This is a genomic window from Cryobacterium sp. M96 (assembly GCF_002929845.1).
In the GTDB taxonomy this organism is placed as follows: domain Bacteria; phylum Actinomycetota; class Actinomycetes; order Actinomycetales; family Microbacteriaceae; genus Cryobacterium; species Cryobacterium sandaracinum.
The window spans coordinates 63,091-87,181 of the sequence record NZ_PJJS01000047.1 but is presented as its reverse complement, the minus strand read 5'-3'; the positions used below and the strand labels follow the sequence as shown (position 1 = coordinate 87,181).

The window sequence follows — 24,091 nt, the reverse complement described above, 5'->3', positions numbered from 1 at the left end:
CTCTGTCCCCGTCGACTCGGACCACAGGACTCCGCCAGTGGCCGCTCTAACTCCGATCCTACCGGGCGGGTCGTGACCCGGAGGCAGGAACTGCGAACGGGAACTCTCGGTGAAAGTTGAATCCATCGGTTCCGTGCGTTTGCGCGCGCACAGCACTATGGTGAGCACATTCTCGCTCTCCGGCTCGATCGGAAAGGTTCCCATGTCATCACACGCGTCATCCCAGAGGAAAGGGCTCGGCGACGCCGAGCACCTCGAGGCCCTCGGCTACGAAGACACCTTCCATCGTTCGATGTCGCTCTGGGGCAATTTCGCCCTTGGCTTCACCTACCTCTCGCCGCTCGTCGGCGTCTACTCGCTGTTCGCCCTGGCCCTGAGCACGGGCGGGCCACCCTCGATCTTCTGGCTGGTGATCGTGGGCACCGGCCAGCTGCTGGTGGCACTGGTCTTCGGCGAGGTGGTGTCCCAATACCCGATCGCGGGTGGTATCTACCCGTGGACACGTCGTCTCTGGGGCAAGAGGTACGCATGGATGACCGCCTGGGTCTACGTCTGGGCGATGCTCGTCACAATCACCGCCGTCGCGGAATTCGGCAGCGGGTTCCTCGCCAGCCTGATCAACGCGCCCGTCACCAAAGAGGTCACGCTCGGGCTCTCGGTGCTCTTTCTCGTCGTGGCCTTCGCGTTCAACTTCTCCGGCACAAAGATGCTGGCCCGCGCGGCCCGGATCGGACTCGCGGCCGAATTGATCGGCGTGATCGGTCTCGGCCTCTACCTACTCCTTTTCCAGCGCAAGCAGGAGTTCAGCGTCTTCTTCGACACCCTGGGCGTCGAGGGTGACGGCAGTTACGCCACCGCGTTCCTCGGGGCCGCGCTTGCCGGACTGTTCCTGTTCTACGGCTTCGAAGCCTGCGGCGACGTGGCCGAGGAGGTGCCCGACCCGGCCAGAGGTATCCCCCGGGCCATGATCCTCACCATCCTGGTCGGCGGCGTCTCCGCCCTGTTCTCGTTCGGCGGGTACGTCCTGGCCGCGCCGGACCTGCAGGCCGTGGTCGACGGGACAGACATCGACCCGATCCCCGCGATCCTGGACGCGACCCTCGGCACGGTCGGTGCCACGCTGTTCCTCATAGTGGCGATCACGGCCTTCCTGTCCTGCGTGCTCAGCCTGCAGGCCGCGGCCAGCCGCCTGATCTTCTCTTTCGCACGAGACGGGATGGTCCCCGGCAAGACCTGGCTGGGCCAGGTGTCCCCGCGCACGGCAGTGCCGGTCAACGCACTGATCGTCGCGTCCACGATCCCGCTGTTGCTCTGCGTTGTGATCTACCTGGGCGGCAGCACGATCCTGACCCAGATCACGGCCTTCGCGGTGCTCGGCATCTATGTCGCGTTCCAGGCCGTGGTTCTGGCCGCGCTGCGCCAGCGTTTCAAGGGGTGGCGTCCGGCCGGGCCGTTCAGCCTGGGACCTCTCGGGTTCATCGTAAACATCATCGCCCTGGCCTACGGGATCTCCGCCATGATCCTGCTGGCGCGCCCGGGCACGACCGGGGTGTTCCTCGACGACTGGATCGTGCTGATCGGTTTGGCTGTAGTGATGGGCAGCGGCCTGCTCTACCTCTTCATCGCGAAGCCGCACACCACCTCGCACCAGCCGGAGGGCGACGCGATCGCGGTCGCCGCGATGCTCCGCGCGCACCCGCAGAACACCGATCGGGACGACCCCGCACGCAGAGACGCACGCCCCACGATGGCCAGCGAGTGAGCATCCGTTAACGAGGGAAGGGCCCAGTCTTTCGACGGGCCCTTCCTGGTGCAGCCGGGCTGCGGTGGAACTGACTAGATGCTGTTCACATCGAGAGCGATGCCGGGGCCGAACGTGGTCGAAACGGCACCCTTCATGATGTAACGGCCCTTGGAGGAGCTGGGCTTGAGGCGGACGATCTCCTCGAGAGCGGCGCTGATGTTTTCATTCAGCTGCTCGGCGGTGAAGGACACCTTGCCGACGACGAACTGCACGTTGGCGTGCTTGTCGACGCGGAACGCGATCTTTCCGCCCTTGATGTCGGACACGGCGCGCGCGACGTCAGGCGTCACGGTTCCGGTCTTCGGGTTCGGCATGAGGCCGCGCGGGCCGAGAACCTTACCGAGACGACCGACCTTGCCCATGAGCTCCGGGGTCGAGACGGCGGAGTCGAACGAGGTGTAGCCGGCGGCCACCTTCTCGATGAGCTCGTCGCCACCGACCTCGTCGGCACCGGCAGCGATTGCCGCTTCGGCCGCGGGGCCCGTTGCGAAGACGATGACGCGGGCGGTGCGACCGGTGCCGTGAGGAAGAATCACGGTACCGCGAACCATCTGGTCAGCCTTGCGAGGGTCGACGCCGAGCTTGAGGGCGACCTCGACGGTCGAGTTGAAGTTCGCGGAGCCGGTCTCCCGGGCCAGAGTGACGGCCTCGGTCGGGGTGTAGAGCTTGTCTGCGTCGATCTTCTCGGCCGCGGCCCGGTAGGCCTTTGACTTCTGTGCCATGTTGAATCTCCTGTAAAACGAAATTGAGAGTGTGGTGCGAGCCTGGCTGGCTCTTCCACGTACTGCTGGTGGCGGGATGCCTGGGGGAGGTGGTTAGGCCTCGACCGTGATGCCCATGGAGCGGGCGGTGCCGGCGATGATCTTCGACGCTGCGTCGAGGTCGTTCGCGTTGAGGTCAACCATCTTGGCCTCGGCGATCTCGCGGACCTGGGCCTGGGTGAGCTTCGCAACCTTGACGGTGTGCGGGGTTCCACTGCCCTTGGCGACGCCGGCCGCCTTCTTGATGAGCTCCGCCGCCGGAGGAGTCTTCAGGATGAAAGTGAATGAACGGTCGTCGTAGACGGTGATTTCCACCGGGATGACGTTGCCGCGCTGGGATTCCGTCTGAGCGTTGTACGCCTTGCAGAATTCCATGATGTTGACGCCGTGCTGACCCAGCGCCGGCCCGATGGGCGGTGCGGGGTTGGCGGCGCCGGCCTTGATCTGAAGCTTGATCAGACCGGTTACCTTCTTCTTCGGTGCCATTGTTCTTCCTTACTTTGTAATGACGAGCAGCCAGGGGCCGCTCTCCCGGTGGCCCGGACGGGCCCCGGTGAACTTGAATCCGTGGGGAGGGTGTGCAGTCCCTTTAGAGCTTGGTGACCTGGTCGAAGCTGAGCTCGACCGGGGTTTCGCGCTCGAAGAGGGAAACCAGCACGATGAGCTTGCCGCTTTCCGCCTTGATCTCGCTGATCGATCCGGGCAGACCCGCGAACGAGCCTTCCTTGATCGTGATCGTCTCGCCGATCTCGTAGTCGATCTCGGCCGGGAGGGCGCGGGTCGGGACCTTGCCGCCGTGTCCGCCGGTCTTGGCGGTGGGGACGTCCTGGATCTCGACGAGGCTCTTCAGCATGCCGAAGGCTTCCTCGAAGCGAAGCGGCGTGGGGTTGTGCGCGTTGCCGACGAATCCGGTGACGCCGGGCGTGTGACGCACCACGGACCAGCTGTCTTCGTTGAGGTCCATGCGAACGAGCACGTAGCCGGGGATGCGCACGCGGGTGACCATCTTGCGCTGGCCGTTCTTGATCTCGACGACGTCTTCCATCGGAACCTCGACCTGGTAGATGAAATCTTCCATGGCCATCGACTGCTTGCGGTTCTCGATGTTCGACTTCACGCGGCGTTCGAAGCCGGCATAGGAATGAATGACGAACCACTTGCCGGGCTGGAAGCGCAGTTCCTTGCGGAATTCTTCGTAGGGGTCTTCGGGGGTCTCGTCCTCGGCGGGCTCGGCATCGACATCCGTTGCCTCTTCAGCCTCGACTGCCACTTCGTCTTCGTCTTCCACGGCCTCGACGGCGGCCTCGGCCTCGTCGTCGGAATCGATGTCGAGGGCCTCGTCGACGAGAGCGTCGGCGTCGGGGTCAGCGGGCTCGGCCAACGCGTCGAGCGCGGCGTCGAGGTTGACTTCGACGCCCATGCTCGGGTCGAACACGTGCACGGCGACCTGCTCGGCAGCCTCTACGGAGTCTTCTTCAGCGGCGAGGGTGTTGCCCTCCTGCGCCTCGTCCTCGGTGGAGGACTGCTCGGCGGCGGTGGCCCAGTCGACATCGTCGTGATTCGTGTCAGTCACTAAATTTCAATCCTTTTCTATTGCGTGGGCACGAAACCGTGACCCAAACAGCGTTTGCCCTGAATTCTGCAGTGACTCTTCTTGATTGATGCGTGGCTGCGGCCGCTGGGAGCGGATGCGGAACCGGAAGCTGCCTACCCGCCCGGCGTTCCGAACACGTACGTGACGGCGAGCGCGAACATCCAGTCGAAGGCGGAAACGATGGCCATCATGATGACAACGAATACCAGCACCACACCCGTGTAGCTGAGGAGTTCTTTGCGGGTGGGGGTGACGACCTTGCGGAGCTCCGCCATGACCTGCTTGATGAACAGGGACATCCGAGCGAAAGGACCGCGCTTGGAATCGAGCGCAAGTTTCGCGTTTGCGACGATTTCCTCACTGGGTTCGTCGACAACTTTTCGGGCCACCTGATTACACCTTTCATGTGCCGACGGAATGCCACCGACTTGCAGGGCGGACAGGACTCGAACCTGCAACCTGCGGTTTTGGAGACCGCTGCTCTACCAATTGAGCCACCACCCTATGGAACGAAATTCAAACTACTCGTAGCACTCGGACCCCGGAACGAACCGACAAGCGGGCGCAAAAAAGATTGGCAGAATTGAATTACCTCGTCGAGTCTAGGTCACCCGGGGGCCACTGTAAAGCCGAGACAGCCCCAGCAGAACGAGGCAGCCCCGTATGCTCGAAGCGTGGCCCACGAATCCAAGCGCATCTCTACCCGAATCGGCTCCATTGCGGAGTCCGCGACCCTCAAGGTGGACGGCAAGGCGAAGGCCCTGCAGGCCGCCGACCGGCCGGTCATCAGTTTCGCCGCGGGCGAGCCTGATTTCCCCACCCCGGAGCACATCGTCGAAGCCGCCCTACTGGCGGTCCGCGACCCGAAGAACCACCGGTACACTCCGGCGGCCGGGCTGCCCGACCTGCGCGAGGCCATTGCGGCCAAAACGCTCCGTGACAGCGGCCTGGCGATCTCGCCCAGCCAGGTGGTCGTCACCAACGGCGGCAAGCAGGCCGTCTACCAGGCTTTCGCCACGCTGCTCGACCCGGGCGATGAGGTGCTCGTGCCCACGCCGTACTGGACCACCTACCCGGAGTCGATCCGGCTGGCCGGCGGCGTGCAGGTCGACGTCTTCGCCGGCAGTGACCAGAGCTACCTCGTCACCGTCGAGCAGCTCGAGGCGGCGCGCACGCCGCGCACCAAGGTGCTGCTGTTCGTGTCGCCGTCCAACCCCACCGGAGCCGTCTACTCCCCCGAGCAGACGAAGGCCATCGGCGAGTGGGCCGAGGAACACGGCCTCTGGATCGTCAGCGACGAGATCTACCAGAACCTCACGTATGACGGCGTGCGTGCGATCTCGATCGTCGAGGCCGTCCCCACGCTGGCCGACCGCACCATCCTGGTCAACGGCGTCGCCAAGACCTACGCGATGACCGGCTGGCGGCTCGGCTGGATGGTCGGCCCGCAGGACGCGATGAAGGCCGCCGCCAACCTGCAGTCGCACCTGTCGTCGAACGTGTCGAACATCTCCCAGCGCGCCGGGATCGCCGCACTCAACGGCCCTCAGGATGCCGCGATCGCCATGCGGGATGCCTTCGACCGTCGCCGACAGGTCATCGTCGCCGAGCTGAACACGATCCCCGGCATCGTCACGCCGACGCCGCAGGGGGCGTTCTACGTCTACCCCGACGTCACCGGCCTGCTCGGACGCACCTGGGGCGGCGTCACCCCGACCACCTCCCTGGAGCTGGCCGATCTTATCCTGGACCAGGCCGAGGTGGCCGTCGTGCCCGGCGAGGCGTTCGGCCCCAGCGGCTACCTGCGCTTCTCCTACGCGCTCGGCGACGCGGCCCTGCTCGAGGGCGTGCAGCGCCTCCAGCGGCTGTTCGCCTAGCGCAGCACGCCAAACGGCTCGCCGGTGAACCGACAGCTTGGGGGGTCAGGAGCCCTCCTGCCCCCTTCCTGTCGGTTCGGCCGGGGCTGTGGACAATCTCCGGCACCCTGTCCACGCTCGAGCGCCGCACCGCCATCCTGCGACGGATGCCACCCGGCGCCTTCCTCAGTCATCACACCGCCGCCCTGATCGTCGGCATTCCGCTGCCGCTGGTCATCCCCATCGTGCTGATCCTGCAGTTCATCTCCGGCGTCTACCTGCAGTTCTACCTGCTGCCCGACTGGATGCAGAACGCGGCCAGCGTATTCCCACTGAAGTGGATGGCGCAGGGCATGCGCGGAGTGTTCCTGCCCGACAGCTTCGCGAACCTTGAGCAGAGCGGTTCCCAGGACTTTCCGCTGATCGCGCTGAGCCTGCTCATCTGGCTGGTGGTGGGGCTGGTGCTCAGCCGGGTCACGTTTCGCTGGATCCGCAAGGACACCTAGGAGCGTGACTCCTGAACGGCTTGTTGTGTCGCTCACGGAAGGTCAGAGCTGACCGCACCGCGTGGACACTGTTCATCACAGGATGAGCACCGGGCCCGGCCTCGAACCAACTCGACGGAGATTTTGGGCCAAACACCCATTTTTGAGCCCAAACGCGCTGTTCAGAGTGAAATCTCCGTCGAATTCGTTCGGGACGAGTTGCGGCAGGGCCCAGACTCGACCGACATGGCGTTTGCAGCGCACGTCCATCCCGCGTCGCGGTCCACTGCACGCCTGCGTCGGCCTCCAGAACAACGACCTCGGAACCCCGAGCCGCGAACCCCCATCGCCCGCAGCCATCAGGGCTCACTCACCGAACGACACCCGGCATTGTCGGCTCGGGCCACCGCGAGCACACTGGCAGCATGACCGACGCACCCGAGAGCCAGACGACGCCGTCGGCCGCGGGGCCCGGCACTCCCCCCACCCCCTCCGACGGGAGCAACGACTTCTTCGCCGCAATCCGTTCCACGGGGATCGTGCGCGGGAGCGACCGTTGGCTGGCCGGCGTCTGCGGCGGAGTCGCACTGCGAGCTGGGCTGAACCCCACGCTGGTGCGAGTTGTGACCATCGCGCTGGGCGTCCTCGGCGGTCCGGTTCTGTTCACGTGCGCGGTCGGCTGGGCTCTCCTGCCCGGCCCGACCGGTCGCATCCATGCCGAACAGGCCGTTCGCGGCGTCTTTCCGCCCGTCATGATCGGGATCATCGCGCTGGTGGGCATCAGCTCTGCCTCCTACACGCGCAGCCTGTGGTGGCAGAGCCCGGCGGCCGTGCTGCCCGACTGGCTGGCGACCACACTCGCGGTGGGCTGGAGCGTCGGGGTGACGATCGGGCTCATCTGGCTGGTGTTCTTCCTGGCCCGACGCACCACGGCGCCGGCCGGCGGGTACCCGCACAGCACCGCCGCGGAAGGCATCGGGGCCGGTGTCGCTTTCGGGGCCATGCAGCCCGCCGAAGCAGCGGGCAGCTCCGGGACAGCCGGCACAGCCGGCGGCGCCGTCACCGTCGGCGGCCCTGCCGCGCCACCACCCGGACGCGGCTCCTGGCGCGACCTTCGCCCCGGGGCCGGCTTCAGCGCGATCGTGCTCGGGTCGGCATTGCTCTGCGGCGCGGTCGCCGCCGGTGTGTGGTCGGGCGGCAACTGGTCGGATGCCGCACTGGTGCTGGGCCTGGCCGTCACGCTGGGGGTGCTGGCCGTTGGCATCATCGTGTCGGGCATTCGCGGAAAGCAGAGCGGCGCCCTGGGTGGGTTCGCCTTCCTTGCGGCGGTGGCCCTGGTGCTGCTGGGCCTATTCCCGAGCGGCACCGCGTTCTTCCTGGTCGGCATCCCGGTCTGGACGGTCAGCGCCGATGCCGACGCTGCTCCCCCGGGGTATGCCGTGCTCTCCGGCCGGGCCACCATCGATCTCACGGCCCTCAACGCGGCGAGCGTGGAGGACCGCACGATCGATATCTGGATGGGCGTGGGCGTCACCGAGCTGATCCTGCCCCGCGGCCGGGCCGTGCTGGTGGAGACGAATGCGCTGGCCGGCAGGATCGACTACGTCGGCGGCTCGGTCGCCGTGCAGCAGGGCGGCGCCTTCTACTCTGACTCGCGTACCTTCAACGACGACGGCACCGGCACCGTGGCCCGCGTCCGCGTCTGGACGGCGCTCGGCCAGGTCACTGTCGTCGGCCCCTCGCGTCTGGAACCCTGATGACCACGACCCCCGACCCGAACCAGCCGCCGAACGAGCCGCCGAACCCGCCGTTCGCCCGGCCGCTCGACGATCAGCCCACGGATGCCGTCACGTCCGTGACGGCAGCACCTGACCCCGCGCCCGCCGAGCCCGAGGGCCATGGGGAGAGCGGTCACGAGGTGGAGGTTGAGACCACCCGTGCAGCCCCGGCTCACACGGTCGCCTGTCCGAGCCCCATCCCTGACTACGCGATGGAGCCCTCCGTCGAGCCGCCAGCGACGGCACAGGCGTTTCTCGCCTCGGACCCGCCGTTTCCGGTCGCGCCGGTGCCGACGGCCCGCGCCGCGGCCCCGACCGCCGCCGCCGCCGAACCGGCGTACCCCGAGGCATCCATGCGACTTCTCCGCCGCCCGCTGTTCAGCACGATCGTCTGGGGAGTGATCCTGCTCGCCCTGGCCGGCTACGTGCTGCTCGGGGTGCTGGTACCTGCTCCCGCCGATCCCACGCTCTGGCTGCTCGGCGGCGTGATTGTGATCGGACTCCTGCTAATCGTGGTCGGCATCATCGCCGCGCTCCGCCGCGCCGGCTGACGCCCCCGCCCGCGCTCACACCCCGGTTTGACGGCTTCAGGCCCGCGAGAGCGGCGCGGGCCGCGCTAGGCGTCGAGGCCGACGAGCACTGGCTCGGGCTGCAGGATCACGCCGAACTCGGACTGCACGCGAGCCTCCACCAGCCGGGCGAGCTGCGCGATCTCGTCGGCGGTGGCCCCGCCAGTGTTGGTCAGCGCAAGGGTGTGCTTGCTGGAGATCGCGGCGCGGGAGCCCGGCAGCCGGAAGCCGCGCGAGATCCCGGAGTGCTCGATCAGCCAGGCGGCGCTCAGCTTCACGAGCGGCACGGACCGCTCCCCGGGGATCGGTCCGACGCCGGCATACTCGTCGAGCGGGATCACCCGGTCGGGCAGTTCCTGCTCGCCGAGCGGCCAGCGGGGCACGGCGTCCGGCAATGTGCGCGAAAACGCCAGCGACACGATCGGATTGGTGAAGAAGGAGCCGGCGCTGCGGGTATCAGCGTCATTCGGGTCGAGCACCATGCCCTTCCCCGCGCGCAGGGCCAGGACGGCGCCCCGCAGCTGCGCGAGCGGCACCCGATCGCCCAGCTGCACGCCGAGTGCGGTCGCAAGCTGCGGGTAGGACACCGGCCGGCTGAGCGCGCCGCCGAGAACGGATGCCTCGCTCTGCGTGTCGTGCAGGTTCAATTCGACCGCGATCACCAGACCGCGGAGCCCCTGTTTCAGAGCCGAGGTGCGGTAGCCCAGTTCGAGCTCGCCAGCCTCCATCCGTCGCCGTTCGCCACTGTCGTAGTCGAGGAAGTCGATGGCAGCCAGGCTGTTGCCGAGTTCCTGGCCGTAGGCGCCGATGTTCTGCACCGGGGAGGCCCCGGTCGAACCGGGGATGCCGGAGAGTGCCTCGATACCGGACCAGCCCTGCGCCACGGTGTAGGCCACCAGCTCGTCCCAGGGCTCGCCAGCCTGCACTCGCAGCACCAGCCGGTCCGGGTGATCAGACGGCGAAGGGGACGCGGGAGAGGAAGCCGAGACAACGTCCACCCCGCGGGTCAGCACCCGGATCACCGTACCGTCGAAGCCCTCGTCGGCCACGATCGTGTTCGATCCGCCGCCGAGCAGCAGCCACTCATCGCCCGAGGCCCACACGATCAGGGTCTGGTCGACAAGGTCCTGCTCGGTGGCGGGCGACACCATCCGGGCGGCAGGGCCGCCGACGCCCATGGTGGTCAGGTCGGCAAAGGTCGGCGCGGAGGCAGCGGGGCTCGTCATCGGGAACGACCACTCAGACCAGGCGCACGCGTGCCTGCGCCTTGCCCAGCACAGTCACCTCGCCCGACGACACGATGAGGTCGATGCGGGCGACGCCGGCATCCGTGTCGATGGCGCCAACCTTGGCGACCACGGTCACGACCGCCGCGCCGTCGGCCGGCACGAGCACGGGGCGGGTGAACCGCACCTGATAGTCCACGATGCGGCCGGGGTCGCCGACCCAGGCGACGACCGGCTGAACGGCGAAGCCCATGGTGAGCATGCCGTGCGCGAGCACGCCGGGCAGTCCCACGGACACGGCCACGTCGTCGCGGTAGTGGATGGGGTTGAAGTCTCCGGATGCCCCGGCGTAGTGCACGAGGGAGTCGCGCGTGAGCGGGAACGTGCCCTCGGCGACGACGTCTCCGACGGTCAGGTCAGCGAGGCGGGGCGTAGCGATGATGGTCATTCGTCTCCCCTGACGACAAGGGTGGAGGTCGCGGTCACGACGTGCGCGCCGGCGGCGTCGACGATGGTTGACACGGCCGTCACCATGGAGTGGCCGCCGAGGCTCTTTACGCCGGCCACGTGGAGCGTGGCGGTGAGTTCGTCACCGGCCACGATCGGGCGGCTGAACGTGAACCGCTGGTCTCCGTGCACGACGCGGGTGAAGTCGATGCCGGCATCCGGGACGGCCAGAAGCTGCGCCAGGGTGGCCTCCTGAACGACCACGGCGAATGTGGGCGGGGCGACGACGTCGGCGTAGCCCGCGGCGCGCGCGGCCTCCGGGTCGAGGTTGATCGGACTCGTGGCAAAGACCGCGCGGGAGAACTCGCGCACCTTCTCCCGGCCGACGAGATAGGGGGCGACGGGCGGGAAGACCCGGCCCTGCAGTTCGGGGTTGACAGACACAGGCCGAGTTTACCGGCCTCGGCCGGGGACGGCGCCATCGGGCAGACTGGCTGGTGTGAAGATCAAGCGCGTGCGTCTGGGTGACCCTGAGGTGGTCCCGCTCCTGGCCGACCTGGCGCGGGAGTATGACGAGCGCTACGGCGACGGCGACTCGGTGCACGACGTGCCGGCGGATGCCTTCGCCCCGCCGAGCGGCACCTTCCTCGTGCTGCTCGATGGGGGCGTGACGGTGGCGGGTGGCGGCATCCGTCGCCTGAGCGAGACGACCGGCGAGGTGAAACGGATGTGGACCAACCCGGCCTACCGCCGGCAGGGCCACGCCGTGGCCCTGCTCGCCGCCCTCGAGGAGGTGGCGCAGCAATTCGGCTACCGGCACCTGCGCCTGGAGACGGGCCACGCGCAGCCGGAGGCGCTCGCGCTGTACCGGCGCCTCGGCTACCGGGAGATCGGCAATTACGGGATCTACGAGAACGCGACCGGGTTCGAGCGCACGTTTGCCTCCCCGGAACGCCCCGCCTGACAGTCCGGCATTGGCCTGCGACACGCCCGCTTGCTAGCGTAGACACGTCATGCCTAACAAATTAGAGCCACATCCCGACCTTCCCATCGACCTGCCCACGGCCGAACGCATCCATGCGGCCGTCGCGCATTATGGCGAACAGGCCGTCATCGACAATTCCGTCGCGCTACTCCGCGCCAAGAACGCCGGCAAGGACTTCCTGCTCTACGCCGGCGGACGCCACGCCCTGGGCATCCTCGAAGGTGCCCCCGCCCTCTACTGGCCCGAGCTGTGGGGTGCCCGTGCGCTGCTCTACGTCTGGGGCGATTCGGCGGCACCGTACATCGTCGTCGGCATGAACAACCAGGCTTGGCGGGTGCGCGAGATGTGCGCCAAGGTCGTCCTGCTGCGCGGCCTCGAGGTGGCGCCCAAGCTGGTGCGCCTGACCACCGACGAGGTTCCGCGCGTGCGCGCCGCGGCCCTGCACGCGCTGGCCGCCCAGGGCACCGCCGACCACCTCGCCACCATCGTGCAGCGTCTGCGCGACCCCGACAAAGAGGTGCGCCGCGCGGCCCAGCAGGCCCGCGACGTGCTCAACGCACGGTGGAACCTTGCGGTCGAGCAGGGCCAGGGCACCGAGCAGACCCACGGAACCCGGCACACCCACCCGAGCGCGTAGCCGAGCCCGGAACCGGGACACACACGCAGTACCGAGACGGGGGGTCCGGATGTTCCATCGCTTTGTGGCCATGGGCGACAGTTTCACCGAAGGCGTCGGTGACGACCTGCCGGGCGGCCAGGTGCGCGGCTGGGCCGACCTGGTCGCGCTCGGGCTCGCCGCGGCATCCACCCACCCCGTCTCCTACGCCAACCTCGCCGTGCGCGGTCGGCTGCTCGGCCCGATCGTGGCGGAGCAGCTGGAGTCCGCGCTCGCGCTCGGCCCCGACCTGCTCAGCATCTGCGGCGGCGGCAACGACGTGATGCGGCCGCGGGTCGAGATCCCCTATGTGGTCGACCTGATGCGGAAGGTCGTCGACCGGGCCGAGACGCAGGGCGTGCACGTGCTGGTGCTCAGCGGCGGCAATCCCTCGCACCACCTGCCGCTCGGCAACCTGATGCGCCGGCGTGGCGATCAGCTGGCGGATGCCGCGCGCGCCGCCTTCGACCGGCCGGGCGTCACGCTCGTCGACAATTGGGCCGACTCCGAGCTGGAGCACAAGCGGTTCTGGTCGGTCGACAAACTGCACCTCAACGCGCTCGGGCACACCCGGGTGGCCACAAACGTGCTGGCCGAGCTGGGGGTGCCGGTTCCGGTGGAGTGGCTGGATGCGCCCGCCGCGGCCGACGAGCAGGTGCAGAGCACGACCGCGTATTACCGCGAGTTCGTGCTGCCGTGGATCGGACGCCGGCTCACCGGACGCTCCTCCGGAGACGGCCGCCCGCCCAAGCGGCCCACCCTGGAGCCGGTCGATGTCGGCTGATCTTTCCGGAAGGGGCGCCCGCGCCGCGACCAGGCTGCCGCGTCGGGCCCGCATCCGGCCCGGGAGAGTCGATTTGCGTCCCCTCACGCGCGTGGATTGACGGCGATCGATTTTCGGCGGTAGATTGCATCGATAGTCATCAATGTATGTAGGTCCCAGTCGAGGGAGAACGCCATGAGCGAGAATAGTAACCCGGTGCGCGAAGAGGTGCGGGCCCGCTACGCGAGCGTGGCCGTCTCGGTTACGAATGAGGGGCGTCGGTCGCTGCTCACCGAGACGCCTGCCGCCGGCTGCTGCGAACCGGCCGCCATCGACGAGAGCCTGGTTTTCGGCTCCGCGCTCTACGACGACGCGTCGACCGCAGACCTCCCGGGCGCGGCCCTGCTGGCGAGCCTCGGCTGCGGCAACCCCGCGGCGGTCGCAGACCTGCAGGCCGGCGAAACCGTGCTCGACCTCGGCTCGGGCGGAGGCATCGACGTGCTCCTCTCCGCCCGCCGGGTCGGCCCCACCGGGTTCGCCTACGGCCTCGACATGACCGACGAGATGCTCGACCTTGCCCGGCATAATGCGGCCGCAGCCCAGGCGCAGAACGTCCAGTTCCTGAAAGGCACGATCGAGGAGATCCCACTAGGCTCCGGCAGCGTCGACGTCGTCATCTCCAACTGCGTGATCAACCTGTCGACGGACAAACCCGCCGTGATCGGCGAGATGTTTCGCGTGCTGCGGCCCGGCGGCCGCGTCGGAGTGTCCGACGTCGTGGCCGAGAACCACCTCGCTCCCGCCCAGCGGGCCGAGCGCGGCTCCCACGTGGGCTGCATCGCCGGCGCGCTCTCGATCACGGAGTACAAGTCCCTGCTCGCCGCCGCGGGCTTCGAGCAGGTGGGCGTCACCCTGACCCACGAGGTGACCGACGGGATGCACGGCGCCATTGTGCGGGCGGTCAAGCCGGCCGGCGCCGCCTAGACCGGCCAGCGACGCCTAACCCGCGGTGGGTACGCGCAGCAGGGCACCCTCCCGGCGGCAGGTGGCGGCCGCGATCAGCATGGCGTCGGCCAGCAGGGCCTGCCAGCCCGCAGCATCCGTGGGCACGCCCCTCGTCAGCATGGTCTGCACGGCCCCGGCGAGGGTGGCGTCGCCCGCGCCCATGGTGTCGACGACGGCGCCGGGAAGCAAGGCGATCGGCTCGCTGACCCGCAGATCGGCGCCGCAGGCAACGGATGCCCCCGCGCGCCCGGCCGTGGCCAGCACCGTCTGCGTGCCGGCAGCCAGCAGCCGCTCCCGCAACTCTTCGAGGGTGCTGCGGTAGAGCAGCTCGGCGTCCTCGTCCCCCACCTTCGTGAGGAGGCTCCGGGCAGCGATTCGTTCGAAGTTCGCCACGAACAGGTCGCCGTCGGCGAGCATGCCCGAACGCGGATTCGGGTCGATCACGAGGCGGCGTTCCGGCTCCGCGACCGCGGCGATGAAGGCATCCGTCTGGGCCGTGTCATCGAAAGGGAAGCAGCTCACGACCACGAGGCGGGCGGTGTCCAGGGCTGCGCGCTCGGCCGGGCCGAACTCGATGCGGCGCTTCCGTGCGGCCTCGTTGAAGGCGTAGGTGGGCTCGCCGTCGGTGCGGTCGGAGGTAGCGCGGGAGCTGCCAAACGGCCCGGGTGTGGCGACCAACGTCACGTCGTGCGCGGCGAGGAACTCGCGCAGCCGGGCACCGTCGGCGTCGTCGCCGACCATGGCGATCAGGGTGGTCGGCACACCGAGCACGGCCAGGCCGACGGCCACGTTGAGGGCGGCGCCGCCGGGGAACTCCAGGCGGGACCCCGGGCTCAGCATCTCGTCGATGAGTGCGTCGCCGACCACGACCACCCGGTTCTGCTCAGTCAGGTTCTGCTCAGTCAGGTTCTGCTCAGTCAGGTTCTGCTCAGTCATTCGCTCTCTCCCTTGCCCCTGCCAACAACCCTGTCGCACCAAGTCTAGGTGAGTGAGTCCTCATCGATATTGAACCAATTCGACGGAGATTCTCGTGCAGAACTGCTTTTTAGGCGCGTTGAGGAGCAACTCTGGCAAAATCTCCGTCGAATTCGTTCGGGGCGCTAGCCCGAGCCGGCCTGTGTCACCCCGCGTCACCCCGAGTCAGCCCGCGAAACCAAATGCGGCCCCGTTTGTCCAGACCCTTCCGCCGGGCGCGGCATCGTCGTACGCTCGAACACAGGCAGGGTGGCTCCCCGAACACCGGTCCTTAGTCCCTGATTGCAGGGTCCGTATGAGACCGGAGCGAAGCACCCCTCGTCGGGGGCAGGACATCATCGGGGTGACCTGCCCCCACACTCCGACACGTACAGTCGGAGCATGGCTTCCGATGCACCCACCCCGTGGATCTCCGCCGACGAGATCTTCGCCCGCGTCGGCGTCGGCGCCGCGGCGCGCGCCCTGCAGGTCGCCGTGCGGGCTGGGCTCGACCCGGCGCTTGATTTCAGCCGCAGCATCCTGCCCCTCGACCGGGGCCAGCTGCTGCTCATGCCGTCGCAGTCCGCGGAGTTCGTGGGCGTCAAGATCGCCACCGTCGCGCCGGGCAACCCGCAGCTCGGCCGGTCACGCATCCAGGGCGTCTACCTGCTGATGGATGCTGTCACGCTCAGCCCGGTCGCCCTGCTCGACGGCATCGCACTGACGACCCTGCGCACCCCGGCGGTGTCGGCGGCCGTCGCCGACCTGCTCGCGCCCGCCGAGGTGGAGCACCTCGTGGTGTTCGGCGCGGGACCCCAGGCGCGCGGGCATGTCGAGGCGATGCGCGCCATCCGCCGGGTCGGTCGGGTCACTGTGGTCGGCCGGCACCCGGGCCGCGCCGAGGCACTGGCCGAGCAGGTGCGGGCGGGCGGGCTGCCCGCGCAGACCGGCACCCCCGGCGCCGTGGCCGACGCTCAGCTCATCGTCTGCGCCACCACCGCCCGCACCCCGCTGTTCGACGGGTCCCTGGTGCCGCGGAACTCCTGCACGGTGGCGGTCGGGTCGCACGAGCCCGACGCCCGCGAGCTTTCCAGCGAGCTGATCGGACGCGCGCAGGTCGTCGTCGAAGACAGCCAGGTCGCGCTGCGGGAGGGCGGCGACGTGCTGATCCCGCTCCGGGAGGGCGTGATCCAGGCCGATTCCCTGGTGCCGATGCGGGACATCCTGACCGGCACGGTCGCCGTCGACCAGTCGCGTCCCCGCGTCTTCACGAGCTCCGGCATGTCCTGGCAGGACCTGGTGGTCGCCCAGGCCGTCTTCCGCCCGTAATCCCACCGCGCGTGTACGCCGTTCATCACGGAGCGCCGTGTGTAGCGTCGAACCAATTCGACGGAGATTTTCTCATCAAGGCGCTGTTTCAGAGGGTTTGAGACCGTCTCAGGCAAAATCTCCGTCGAATTCGTTCGGGCTGGATTTAATGCAGGCGAGCGCGCGCTCGCTGAGCTGCAGCCGAACCCGGCTTCAGCCGATGGCCGCGGGCGACGGATGTGACCGGGCCGGCACCGCGAGCACGTCGGCCGCCGCCCGTAGTCGGTGCCCCTGCTCCACCCGCTGTCCCCACGAGGTGCCCGCGATGATCAGGCCTGCCCCGAGCACCGCCACCAGGCCGAGGTTCTCACTGCCGAGGCTCACCCCCACGACCACCGCCCAGACCGGTTCGGTGCCCATCAGCAGGCTGGCCCGCGCGGCCGAGGTGTGCCGGATCGCCCAGGTCTGGGCCAGGAACGCGAACACGCTGCAGGCCAGACCGAGGTAGAGCACCCCGAGCCAGGCGGCCGGACCGAAGGCGCCGATCGCCCGAAGTGTTCCCGGCGCATCCGCTGCGGTGAACGCCAGGGCACCCACGGCGGCCTGCACCAGCGTGATCGTGAGCGTCCCGGGCCGGCGGCCGGCGTCGTCGGCGCGGGTCACCCGGCCGACCATGGTGACGTGCAGGGCGCGCACGAGCGCTGCGGCGAGCATGAGCAGGTCGCCAGGGTTCGGGGCGCGAAAACCATTGCCGGAAACGAGCAGCGCTACCCCGACGACCGCGAGCACCGCAGCCACGAAGAACGAACGCGGTAGCCAGTTGCGCGCCGCGACCGACTCGAGGATCGGGGTGAGGATGATCGTCAAGCTGATGATCAGGCCCGCGTTGGTGGCCGAGGTCACGGCCACGCCGGCCGTCTCCAACCAGAGAATCGCCGCCTGGGTGAGCCCGAGCAGCGCGCCCCCGGCCAGCTCGGCGCGGGTCGGCCGCCGAGGCCGGCTCAACGCCCAGATCAGCAGCAGCGCCAGCGCAGCCACCAGAAAGCGCAGCGCGAGCACGGCGCCCACACTCGCCTGCTCGGTCAGCACCTTGGCGGCGAGGTAGCTGCCACCCCAGACCAGCGCGACAAGCAGCAGGACGGCGTCGATGCGGTAACGTCCGAGCCGCGGGAGGAAGGTCATGGGCCAATGCTGCCGGGCGGCATCCGTTAAGTCCAGATCACCAATTCTGAACTAACACTTTAGTGTTTGCTTATGGATCTGCATCAGCTCTTCATCCTGCGGGAACTCGGCGAGCGCGGCAGCGTCGCCGCGGTGGCCCGCGCGCTGTTCGTCTCGTCGTCGGCGGTGTCGCAGCAGCTGTCCGCGCTGCAGCGCAGCACGGGCGTGGCGCTGACCGAACGACGCGGGCGCAGGCTTGTGCTGACACCCGCCGGCACGGCTCTCGCTACCGCCGCCGCCAGCGTGTCCACCGCGATGGCCGCCGCCGAGCAGTCGGTGGCACATTTCCACGAAGAGCCGGCCGCGCCGGTGAGCCTGTCGGCGTTCCACAGCGCTGGGCTGGCCTGGTTCGGGCCTCTGATCTCGCGACTGGCCAGTCCGGCCGGACCCACCGGGACGCCAATCCGGTGCGGCGACGAGGATGTCGCACGGCAGGATTTCCCGGCACTGGTCGCCGACTATGACCTCGTCATCGCCCACCGGCTGCCGCACGATCCCCTCTGGCCGCAACGGGTCACGGTCACCCCGCTGCTCTACGAACCGCTGGATGTGGCGCTGCATGTCGGACATCCTCTGGCCGGTCGGTCGTCGGTGTCGGTCGCCGACATCGCCGACGAGCCCTGGATCGCCGGGCACCCGGGCTTCCCGCTCGCGGAGGCGGTGAATGTCGTCGCGGCGAGCGCCGGGCACCCCCTACGGATTGAGCACCGCATCAACGAGTTCTTCGTGGCGGCCTCCGTGGTCGCTTCGGGGTCCGCGATCGCACTGCTGGCCCGGTACACGATGGCCCCGGCGCCAGGGTCCGGCCTGGTGCTGCTGCCGATCGACGACCTGCGGGTCGGCCGCCAGATCGACGTTCTCAGCCGCCCCGAGACGCTGCTGCGGGCGTCGGTGCGCCGGGTGCTGGGCGAGCTGCGAGCGGTGGCCGGCTCCCGCACGGAATGACCGCTGCGTTGAGAGGATGTCCGACTCACCGGCATGGTCAATGTCGCCGAGGTCTTCCAGCGGACACCCCACCCCGCGAGAGCGGGGACGGGCGACGGATGCGTCGCCTCACCAGTCGACGAGCTGCGCCCTGTCTCGCTGCACATCGAACGTGAACTGCTGATGCCTGACCATCGCGGGGATCTCCCACACCAACCAGATGGGGACCAGCAGGAACAGCCACAGCCCGGCAGGGGTCTGGAGCATACCGAAGACGGCGACGAACCCTGCGGGCGGAACTGTGATCACGGTATCGGCCCCCCTCAGTGCCTTTGGGCGGGAGGAAATGACTACCGTCCATTGATGCTCCGGGTGCGGATACGCAACGGCGCCGACCGTGGAAACAGCAGAGAGAGAACTTCCCCGCGATCCCGGGCCGCGATCCGTTCGAGCTCGTCGCCGATGCCGATGTCGGCCACGACGATTCGTCCGGCCAGGCTCGCCGCGGGTTCCCGCAGCAGACCTGGTTTGCAGCCTCCGAACGTCACCGTCAGGTGCGCGGGCAGCACGGTGGGGTCCGGCACGGCGCCGTCGTCGACGCCGATCCCGCTGGGCGAGTCCACCGCCACCACGAGGGGCGCACCGGGGTCGTGCAGCGCGGGAAGGATGGCCGCCACCACCTCACGAGCCCGCCCGCGGAGCGCCGGGCTGGTGCTCGTGCCGGTGCCGAGGATGCCGTCGAGGATCACGGCGGATACCCGCGCCACTCGGGCGAGAGCGGCATCCGTTTCAGCCAGGGGCAGCAGCGCCGCCCCGGCCGCCAGGGCAGCGCTGAGGCCGCCGTCGTGGAGCTGTGCCGACGTGGGCACGATGGTCACCAAGGCACCCTGCGCGGCCAGCAGCGCGGCCGCGTGCAGGGCGTCGCCGCCGTTGTTCCCCGCACCGGCCAGCACCAGCACCCGCGCGTCCGGCACTCCCCCGCTTTCCGTGAGCAGCTCCTCGAGCAGGGCCGCCGTCTCCGCGGCGAGCGCGGCCGATGCCCGCTCCATCAGAGGCACGCCCTCGGCCAGGAAGGGAGTCTCGGCCTCGCGCATCTGGGCGGCGGTGTAGGTTTTCACGTCGCCAGAGTACTCCCGCGGCGGTGCGGCTCACGGCACCGAGGGCGACCGGCCGAGCCCTGCCGAGATCTGTCCGTGCCCCCTCGTGCCACCCGGTTCGCACCCGTCTCCCATCCTGACCGGGCATGCTGAAGTCCTGATCGCCCGCCACTCCGGCCGGCGCGCGACAAGAGAGCTGAAACAGTGGCCGGCGCACGCGGCATCACCCTTCCGAAACTGACTCTGGCCACCGAGCGGAGCCGCCCGGCTCCCCCGCGGCCCTTCCTGCAGCGCGGCCGCCGCTTCGCCGAACTCGTGCGTATCGCCCGGAAGAATGGACTGCTGCCGGTGCGGCGGCTCGACTTCACGACCAACCCGAGCGGGGCAGCCGTTCGCGCCGTGCAGGCCGAGGGTCTGCGGGCCGCGCTGGAGGAGGCCGGTGGAGCCTTCGTCAAGATGGGCCAGCTGCTCTCCACCCGATCCGACTTCCTGCCCCCGGAATTCGCCCGGGCCCTCGCGACGCTTCAGCAGAGCGTGAAGCCTGCCCCCTGGGGCGAGGTCGAACGGATGCTGGAGGAGGAGTTCGGCGGACCCCTCGCCGGCGTCTTCGCCAGCTTCGATCCCGACCCCATCGCCGCGGCCTCCATCGGCCAGGTGCACCGGGCGACCCTGATGAACGGCACTGTGGTGGCCGTCAAGGTGCAGCGGCCCGGGATCGTGCCGGAGCTGCGGCGCGACGTCGCCATCGCCGTGCGGGTGACGAACCTGATGAGCCTGACGTCTCCGCAGGCCAGAACTCTGGGCATCAAGGCGGTCGCCGAGGACTATGCGGCCGACCTCGTGCGCCAACTGGACTTCCGGCTGGAGGCGCTGAACCTCTCGGCCATGCGCGCCCTCCAGCTGCGCGGCCCGCGGGCCGGCGACCTGCGTTTCCCCGAGCTGTTCGAGTCTCTGTCCAGCGATCGCGTGCTGGTGATGGAGTACCTGGTCGGCGACACGTTCAGCGACCTGAACGAGACGTCCGACGCGCCTCGGGCCGAGCTCGGCGCCGCCATGCGCACCGTGCTCAGCGCCTTCGTGCGCCAGATCGTCTTCGACGGCGTCTTCCACGCCGACCTGCACCCCGGCAACATCATGCTGCTGGCCGACGGCACCCCCGCGCTAGTCGACTTCGGATCGGTGGGCCGGCTCGACCTGCAGCTGCGGGAGACGATCCAGGAGCTGCTGATCGCTTTCCTCCAGTCCGACACCCAGCTCATCGCCGACGGGCTCCTCAAAGTCGCCCCGCTGCGGGACGGTGCGGACGAGAAGGCGTTCCGCCGCGAGCTGAGCGCGTTCATCACGTTCGAGTTGGGGCCCGGCGCGCGGGTCAGCGTGCTGACCGTGGATGTCCTGGTGGCTATCCTCACCCGGTACGGCGTGGGAATCCCCGCCGAGTTCGTAGCGGCGGCGCGGGCGTTCGCGGTGCTCGAGGGCACCCTGCGCTCCAGCATGCCGGAGTTCGACCTGCTCGAGGAGTCCCGCAGGCTGGCGAGCGTACAGATCCGCGACCAGATGGCGCCGGCCAACGTGCGCGAACTCCTGACCACCGAGCTTCTGGCCCTGCTGCCTAGCGTGCGCCGGCTCCCCCGGCGTTTCGACCAGATCGGGCAGGCCCTCGAGATGGGCAACCTCAACGTCAATGTGCGGCTGCTCGCGGATCAGAGCGACCGGCGGCTGCTCACCGGGCTGGTGCGGCAGAGCCTGCTGGCCCTGGTCGGCGGGGCCGCCGGGGTGATGTCCCTGGTCTACCTCACGACACCCGCACCGGCGGACCCGGGGGTCATCAGCACGGTGACGGCCGGGTTCAGCCTGGGTGCCGGCTCCGTGGTGCTGCTGGTTTCGGCGTTCGTGGATTCGCTCGTGACCCGCAGCCGCGCGTGACCCGTGCGGCTGAATCGAGCGACTGCCACGTGCGACTGCTACGCGCGTCGGGAAACGACGAAGGCCCCGCCTGAAGCAGGGCCTTCGTCATACGTTCTGGTAGCGAGAGCGGAAATTGAACCCGCGACACAATCATCACAATCGTTCCGATTCAATCAATCGACCCCACGCTACGAATCTGGTCGTAGCGTTCCGAAATGACGACCTGGATATTGCGTTTTCGCAGCATGGCCCGGTGCGCTTTGGCCGAGTAGGCCTTGTCTGCCAGCACCCGGTCGGGTCGAGTGCGGGCCCGTCCCGGGCCGATCCGGTCGACGCTGAGCGAAGCCATAATCTCCGTGAGCATTGGCGAATCCCTGCCCGGTGCGCAGAAGAACCACAAGCGGGCGCATTTTTCCGTCGCAAAGCTGATGAATCTTGGTGGTCAAACCGCCGCGAGAGCGGCCACTGGCATGATTAGGAGGCTCTTCCAACAGATTCGTGTACTTCGACAGGGTCCCCGTGATGCGCGGAAGGTTCGTCGCATGTTGATGCACCCGATATCTTCGGAACCAGGCGGCCCTGCAGCTCAACGTGCTGGGAACCCTGTTGGCTCGGGCGGAGCGGTATCGGATCGAGCGGGAGGTGTGGGCGTGGTGGCAAGCCGCACTGACCACCATGATGTCAACGCCCAGATCTCGGCCGCGGCGCCCGCATGTATCGAGCCGGCCGTTGTTTGGGGCGAGCACGCCGGGTGAGCGGTTGTGGCCGCGGTATCCGCGAGCCAGCACGAACCGGGCCGATCACCGTTCCGCGCTCGATCTGGTGGGCGCGGGCCTGCTGAGCCCGGAGAACCGGTGGCAGCACCTGGGCGAGGTCGCGTAGGTGATTCCATCCGCGGAGACAGTCTTGGTCAGGTCTTCAGGAATGCGGCCTTGGAAGAATGCGAGAACTTCGCTGATGTCCGGTTCGTCCCACAGGGAGTTCTCGGGGGCGCTGATCAGCTCGCTCATGGGCCCCGCGATTAGTTTCACGAAGATCGTTTCCCGGTGATATTGACCGTGGGCAGGTTGAGTGATTCGGTTGTCTGACTAATGCCGAGGGCGGTGACGAGGTGGAAAAGTGCGCCGGAGAGGGCATCAGCGGTGAGGAAAGATGCCCCGCTGGAGGAGATTCGCCTCATGAGCTCACTTTTCCCCCACCCCGCTGGGTATTCAAGCCCCCGTTGGGATGAGGTCACCTAGGAATAGTCTCAGTCCAAGCTCCGGCGTGACAGTGGCCCCGCTTCCACGCTGAGCTTCCCTGTCCCCGGCCCCGGCACGGAGACAGCACCTTGCACAACCAAGCTCATGCCCTTTCGGAACGCGACGAAATAGCGGCGCAGCCGTCGGAGCCATTTCCCGGTGGAGCTGCTTCGCGGCACAGAGATTGTAAAGTGGTATCGCTCTAAATGATGGCGGCTACGCCAGCACAACCGTAGGGACCCGCGTTCGCGGGCACCGCGTCTCGCGTCGTTATAGGCGGCTTAGGACTCCGAGTGCGTCATCGAGTGCACTCGAGATTGAGCGGCCTGCCGGGTTGCGGTGCCATTGTTCAAGTGCGGAGAAGTAGCCGAAGACTAAGGCAGACGACTTGATGTGTGCTTCCGAGGTGGTGAGTCCACCGGATGCGGCGAGGATTGGAGCGATCCGATCGACTGCGTTGGCCAGCATCTCGTAGGAAGACCTGCGGACGGATGGTTCGTCGAAGAAGTAACGGATGCGTCGACGCGCAAGGCTCCCCTCCGGGATGTGCTGATCAGGTGCTGGCTCAAACCGAGCCACGATGGCGCGCACCGTGCCGAGTAGGTCAGTGACGTCGATGACAGCAGCAAGTTCGGCCTCGCTCAGGGTGTCGAAGTCATCGGCAAGGACGATCCCTTCCTTGGTGCCGAAGTATCGGTAGACCGTAGAAGGAGAAACCTCGGCAGCTTCTGCAATGTTCTCGACTATTACGTGCTGGAAGCCACGCTCGTCGAACAAGTCCAACGCTATCTGTTGAATGTGACGCATCGCCGCGCGTCGCTTGCGATCCCGCAATCCTAATGCCATCTCCCCATGATAATACTAGTGACTTGCATTTGACTTGCAGTGCCATAATTTTATATAGTCACAATCAACTGATAGTCACTGTCGAATGGGGTGTTATGAAGACGGAACGCACGGCATCGCGGCAGGTCGCGTTGTCGATCTGTGTTGGTATGGGATTGGCTGGGACGGTAGTGGCCCTCATCTTGATGGCTGTCGACCAAGTGAGTAGTGACAGTATTGCCGCCCACGTCCAGGAGCTCTACGAACCGTTTGGCAAGATCCCTGACCCGATTGTTCCCTGGATTTTCTTGTACAGCATCTTCGCGGTCGGGGTGGTCGGGTGGGCGATCGCGTCCGTTGGCGCATGGCGCAAAGCATGGTGGTCTCGGTGGTGGTGCGCGGCCACCTTCTGCGTGGGTAGTGCGCTGCTAATTTTTGCGGCGGTTGTCTCCGAACACGGCTCCCCCATCCTGCCGCTGCCGTGGCGCATAGTGAGCATCGCCGTGGCCGCGGTCGGCGCGATCACCACAATGATCGCCTGGCTTCCCACCACTGATCGGATAACGGAATGAGCATCCCCACTTCGTCCACGCGCCTGGGGTAAGTCTCCTCACCAGAATGAGGTCTTCGTTCAAGCCGGATAACCCTGTGTCCACTAACCACGGCCAAAGCTACGCCGCCGGGTCCA

General features: G+C 67.9%; 28 protein-coding genes and 1 tRNA gene. 13 read left to right on the top strand and 16 right to left on the bottom strand.

Annotated elements, in window-relative coordinates:
* Nucleotides 1–202: 202 nt before the first annotated feature.
* Entirely contained in the window at nt 203–1,762 is a 1,560-nt protein-coding gene (locus tag CXY79_RS08845; RefSeq protein WP_104100760.1) for an APC family permease, read from the top strand.
* 74 nt (nt 1,763–1,836) lie between these two features.
* On the opposite strand, the gene rplA is transcribed toward CXY79_RS08845, so the two are convergent.
* From rplA to CXY79_RS08820, 5 genes are all read right to left on the bottom strand, one after another.
* Nucleotides 1,837–2,526, bottom strand: a complete 690-nt coding sequence (gene rplA / locus CXY79_RS08840) for a 50S ribosomal protein L1 (protein WP_104100759.1) — start codon at nt 2,524–2,526, stop codon at nt 1,837–1,839.
* A gap of 93 nt (nt 2,527–2,619) precedes the next feature.
* Complete coding sequence (rplK, locus tag CXY79_RS08835; RefSeq protein WP_104100758.1) at nt 2,620–3,051, bottom strand: 50S ribosomal protein L11; 432 nt, start codon at nt 3,049–3,051, stop codon at nt 2,620–2,622.
* Between the two features lie 103 nt (nt 3,052–3,154).
* Complete coding sequence (nusG, locus tag CXY79_RS08830; protein ID WP_104100757.1) at nt 3,155–4,138, bottom strand: transcription termination/antitermination protein NusG; 984 nt, start codon at nt 4,136–4,138, stop codon at nt 3,155–3,157.
* Nucleotides 4,139–4,272: 134 nt separating this feature from the next.
* Entirely contained in the window at nt 4,273–4,548 is a 276-nt protein-coding gene (gene secE / locus CXY79_RS08825; RefSeq protein ID WP_104100756.1) for a preprotein translocase subunit SecE, read from the bottom strand.
* A 42-nt stretch (nt 4,549–4,590) separates the two neighbouring features.
* A tRNA-Trp gene (locus CXY79_RS08820) sits at nt 4,591–4,663 on the bottom strand.
* Nucleotides 4,664–4,833: 170 nt separating this feature from the next.
* On the opposite strand from CXY79_RS08820, the gene CXY79_RS08815 reads away from it, so the two are divergent.
* From CXY79_RS08815 to CXY79_RS08800, 4 genes are all read left to right on the top strand, one after another.
* Nucleotides 4,834–6,036: a pyridoxal phosphate-dependent aminotransferase gene (locus CXY79_RS08815; RefSeq protein WP_104100755.1), complete on the top strand. Its 1,203-nt coding sequence runs from the start codon at nt 4,834–4,836 to the stop codon at nt 6,034–6,036.
* Nucleotides 6,037–6,182: 146 nt separating this feature from the next.
* Nucleotides 6,183–6,521, top strand: coding sequence for an ABC transporter permease (locus tag CXY79_RS08810; protein WP_104100754.1), 339 nt, complete (start codon nt 6,183–6,185; stop codon nt 6,519–6,521).
* Nucleotides 6,522–6,925: 404 nt separating this feature from the next.
* The gene (locus CXY79_RS08805; RefSeq protein WP_104100753.1) at nt 6,926–8,257 is read left to right on the top strand and encodes a PspC domain-containing protein; all 1,332 of its coding nucleotides are present in this window, start codon (nt 6,926–6,928) and stop codon (nt 8,255–8,257) included.
* Nucleotides 8,257–8,829 (top strand): hypothetical protein, encoded by a 573-nt coding sequence (locus tag CXY79_RS08800; protein WP_104100752.1) that lies wholly within the window; start codon nt 8,257–8,259, stop codon nt 8,827–8,829. The genes CXY79_RS08805 and CXY79_RS08800 overlap by 1 nt, the downstream gene beginning before the upstream one ends.
* A 65-nt stretch (nt 8,830–8,894) precedes the next feature.
* Here CXY79_RS08800 and CXY79_RS08795 read toward each other — a convergent pair whose 3' ends face one another.
* Genes CXY79_RS08795 through CXY79_RS08785 form a run of 3 tightly spaced genes read right to left on the bottom strand, consistent with a single transcriptional unit; the run spans nt 8,895 to nt 10,964 of the window.
* Nucleotides 8,895–10,073: a UDP-N-acetylmuramate dehydrogenase gene (locus tag CXY79_RS08795; protein ID WP_104100751.1), complete on the bottom strand. Its 1,179-nt coding sequence runs from the start codon at nt 10,071–10,073 to the stop codon at nt 8,895–8,897.
* Nucleotides 10,074–10,086: 13 nt separating this feature from the next.
* On the bottom strand, nt 10,087–10,521 hold the full coding sequence (locus CXY79_RS08790) for a MaoC/PaaZ C-terminal domain-containing protein (RefSeq protein WP_104100750.1): 435 nt from the start codon (nt 10,519–10,521) through the stop codon (nt 10,087–10,089).
* Nucleotides 10,518–10,964 (bottom strand): MaoC family dehydratase N-terminal domain-containing protein, encoded by a 447-nt coding sequence (locus CXY79_RS08785; RefSeq protein ID WP_104100749.1) that lies wholly within the window; start codon nt 10,962–10,964, stop codon nt 10,518–10,520. The genes CXY79_RS08790 and CXY79_RS08785 overlap by 4 nt, the downstream gene beginning before the upstream one ends.
* 55 nt (nt 10,965–11,019) lie before the next feature.
* On the opposite strand from CXY79_RS08785, the gene CXY79_RS08780 reads away from it, so the two are divergent.
* The 4 genes from CXY79_RS08780 (at nt 11,020) to arsM (ending at nt 13,907) form a co-directional block, all read left to right on the top strand.
* Nucleotides 11,020–11,484: a GNAT family N-acetyltransferase gene (locus CXY79_RS08780; protein ID WP_158250258.1), complete on the top strand. Its 465-nt coding sequence runs from the start codon at nt 11,020–11,022 to the stop codon at nt 11,482–11,484.
* Between the two features lie 49 nt (nt 11,485–11,533).
* Nucleotides 11,534–12,142, top strand: a complete 609-nt coding sequence (locus CXY79_RS08775; protein ID WP_104100748.1) for a HEAT repeat domain-containing protein — start codon at nt 11,534–11,536, stop codon at nt 12,140–12,142.
* A 49-nt stretch (nt 12,143–12,191) separates the two neighbouring features.
* On the top strand, nt 12,192–12,944 hold the full coding sequence (locus CXY79_RS08770; protein WP_104100747.1) for an SGNH/GDSL hydrolase family protein: 753 nt from the start codon (nt 12,192–12,194) through the stop codon (nt 12,942–12,944).
* 174 nt (nt 12,945–13,118) lie between these two features.
* The gene (gene arsM, locus CXY79_RS08765; RefSeq protein WP_104100746.1) at nt 13,119–13,907 is read left to right on the top strand and encodes an arsenite methyltransferase; all 789 of its coding nucleotides are present in this window, start codon (nt 13,119–13,121) and stop codon (nt 13,905–13,907) included.
* Nucleotides 13,908–13,922: 15 nt separating this feature from the next.
* Here arsM and CXY79_RS08760 read toward each other — a convergent pair whose 3' ends face one another.
* Complete coding sequence (locus CXY79_RS08760; protein WP_104100745.1) at nt 13,923–14,864, bottom strand: carbohydrate kinase family protein; 942 nt, start codon at nt 14,862–14,864, stop codon at nt 13,923–13,925.
* Nucleotides 14,865–15,284: 420 nt separating this feature from the next.
* On the opposite strand from CXY79_RS08760, the gene CXY79_RS08755 reads away from it, so the two are divergent.
* Nucleotides 15,285–16,211, top strand: coding sequence for an ornithine cyclodeaminase family protein (locus CXY79_RS08755; protein ID WP_104100744.1), 927 nt, complete (start codon nt 15,285–15,287; stop codon nt 16,209–16,211).
* Nucleotides 16,212–16,403: 192 nt separating this feature from the next.
* Here CXY79_RS08755 and CXY79_RS08750 read toward each other — a convergent pair whose 3' ends face one another.
* On the bottom strand, nt 16,404–17,372 hold the full coding sequence (locus tag CXY79_RS08750) for a DMT family transporter (protein WP_104100743.1): 969 nt from the start codon (nt 17,370–17,372) through the stop codon (nt 16,404–16,406).
* A 72-nt stretch (nt 17,373–17,444) separates the two neighbouring features.
* Here CXY79_RS08750 and CXY79_RS08745 point away from each other — a divergent pair, with 72 nt between their 5' ends.
* On the top strand, nt 17,445–18,356 hold the full coding sequence (locus CXY79_RS08745) for a LysR family transcriptional regulator (RefSeq protein WP_104100742.1): 912 nt from the start codon (nt 17,445–17,447) through the stop codon (nt 18,354–18,356).
* A 108-nt stretch (nt 18,357–18,464) separates the two neighbouring features.
* On the opposite strand, the gene CXY79_RS08740 is transcribed toward CXY79_RS08745, so the two are convergent.
* A complete protein-coding gene (locus tag CXY79_RS08740; RefSeq protein ID WP_104100741.1) occupies nt 18,465–18,644 on the bottom strand; it encodes a hypothetical protein in 180 nt (59 codons plus the stop codon).
* 41 nt (nt 18,645–18,685) lie between these two features.
* Nucleotides 18,686–19,453 (bottom strand): NAD(P)H-hydrate epimerase, encoded by a 768-nt coding sequence (locus CXY79_RS08735; protein WP_233191376.1) that lies wholly within the window; start codon nt 19,451–19,453, stop codon nt 18,686–18,688.
* A gap of 183 nt (nt 19,454–19,636) precedes the next feature.
* Here CXY79_RS08735 and CXY79_RS08730 point away from each other — a divergent pair, with 183 nt between their 5' ends.
* Nucleotides 19,637–21,355: an AarF/ABC1/UbiB kinase family protein gene (locus CXY79_RS08730; protein ID WP_104100740.1), complete on the top strand. Its 1,719-nt coding sequence runs from the start codon at nt 19,637–19,639 to the stop codon at nt 21,353–21,355.
* A 151-nt stretch (nt 21,356–21,506) separates the two neighbouring features.
* On the opposite strand, the gene CXY79_RS15965 is transcribed toward CXY79_RS08730, so the two are convergent.
* The 4 genes from CXY79_RS15965 to CXY79_RS08715 form a co-directional block, all read right to left on the bottom strand.
* The gene (locus CXY79_RS15965) at nt 21,507–21,701 is read right to left on the bottom strand and encodes a hypothetical protein (RefSeq protein ID WP_158250257.1); all 195 of its coding nucleotides are present in this window, start codon (nt 21,699–21,701) and stop codon (nt 21,507–21,509) included.
* 436 nt (nt 21,702–22,137) lie between these two features.
* Nucleotides 22,138–22,368 carry a hypothetical protein gene (locus CXY79_RS08720; protein WP_134415406.1) on the bottom strand — a complete coding sequence of 77 codons (231 nt, stop codon included), beginning with the start codon at nt 22,366–22,368 and terminating at the stop codon, nt 22,138–22,140.
* Nucleotides 22,365–22,517: a hypothetical protein gene (locus CXY79_RS15960; RefSeq protein WP_158250256.1), complete on the bottom strand. Its 153-nt coding sequence runs from the start codon at nt 22,515–22,517 to the stop codon at nt 22,365–22,367. Before CXY79_RS15960 ends, CXY79_RS08720 begins: the two co-directional genes overlap by 4 nt.
* 331 nt (nt 22,518–22,848) lie before the next feature.
* The gene (locus tag CXY79_RS08715) at nt 22,849–23,424 is read right to left on the bottom strand and encodes a TetR family transcriptional regulator (RefSeq protein WP_104100737.1); all 576 of its coding nucleotides are present in this window, start codon (nt 23,422–23,424) and stop codon (nt 22,849–22,851) included.
* 95 nt (nt 23,425–23,519) lie between these two features.
* Between CXY79_RS08715 and CXY79_RS08710 the strand changes: the two genes are divergently transcribed.
* Nucleotides 23,520–23,975: a hypothetical protein gene (locus CXY79_RS08710; protein WP_104100736.1), complete on the top strand. Its 456-nt coding sequence runs from the start codon at nt 23,520–23,522 to the stop codon at nt 23,973–23,975.
* The last annotated feature ends 116 nt before the right edge of the window (nt 23,976–24,091 follow it).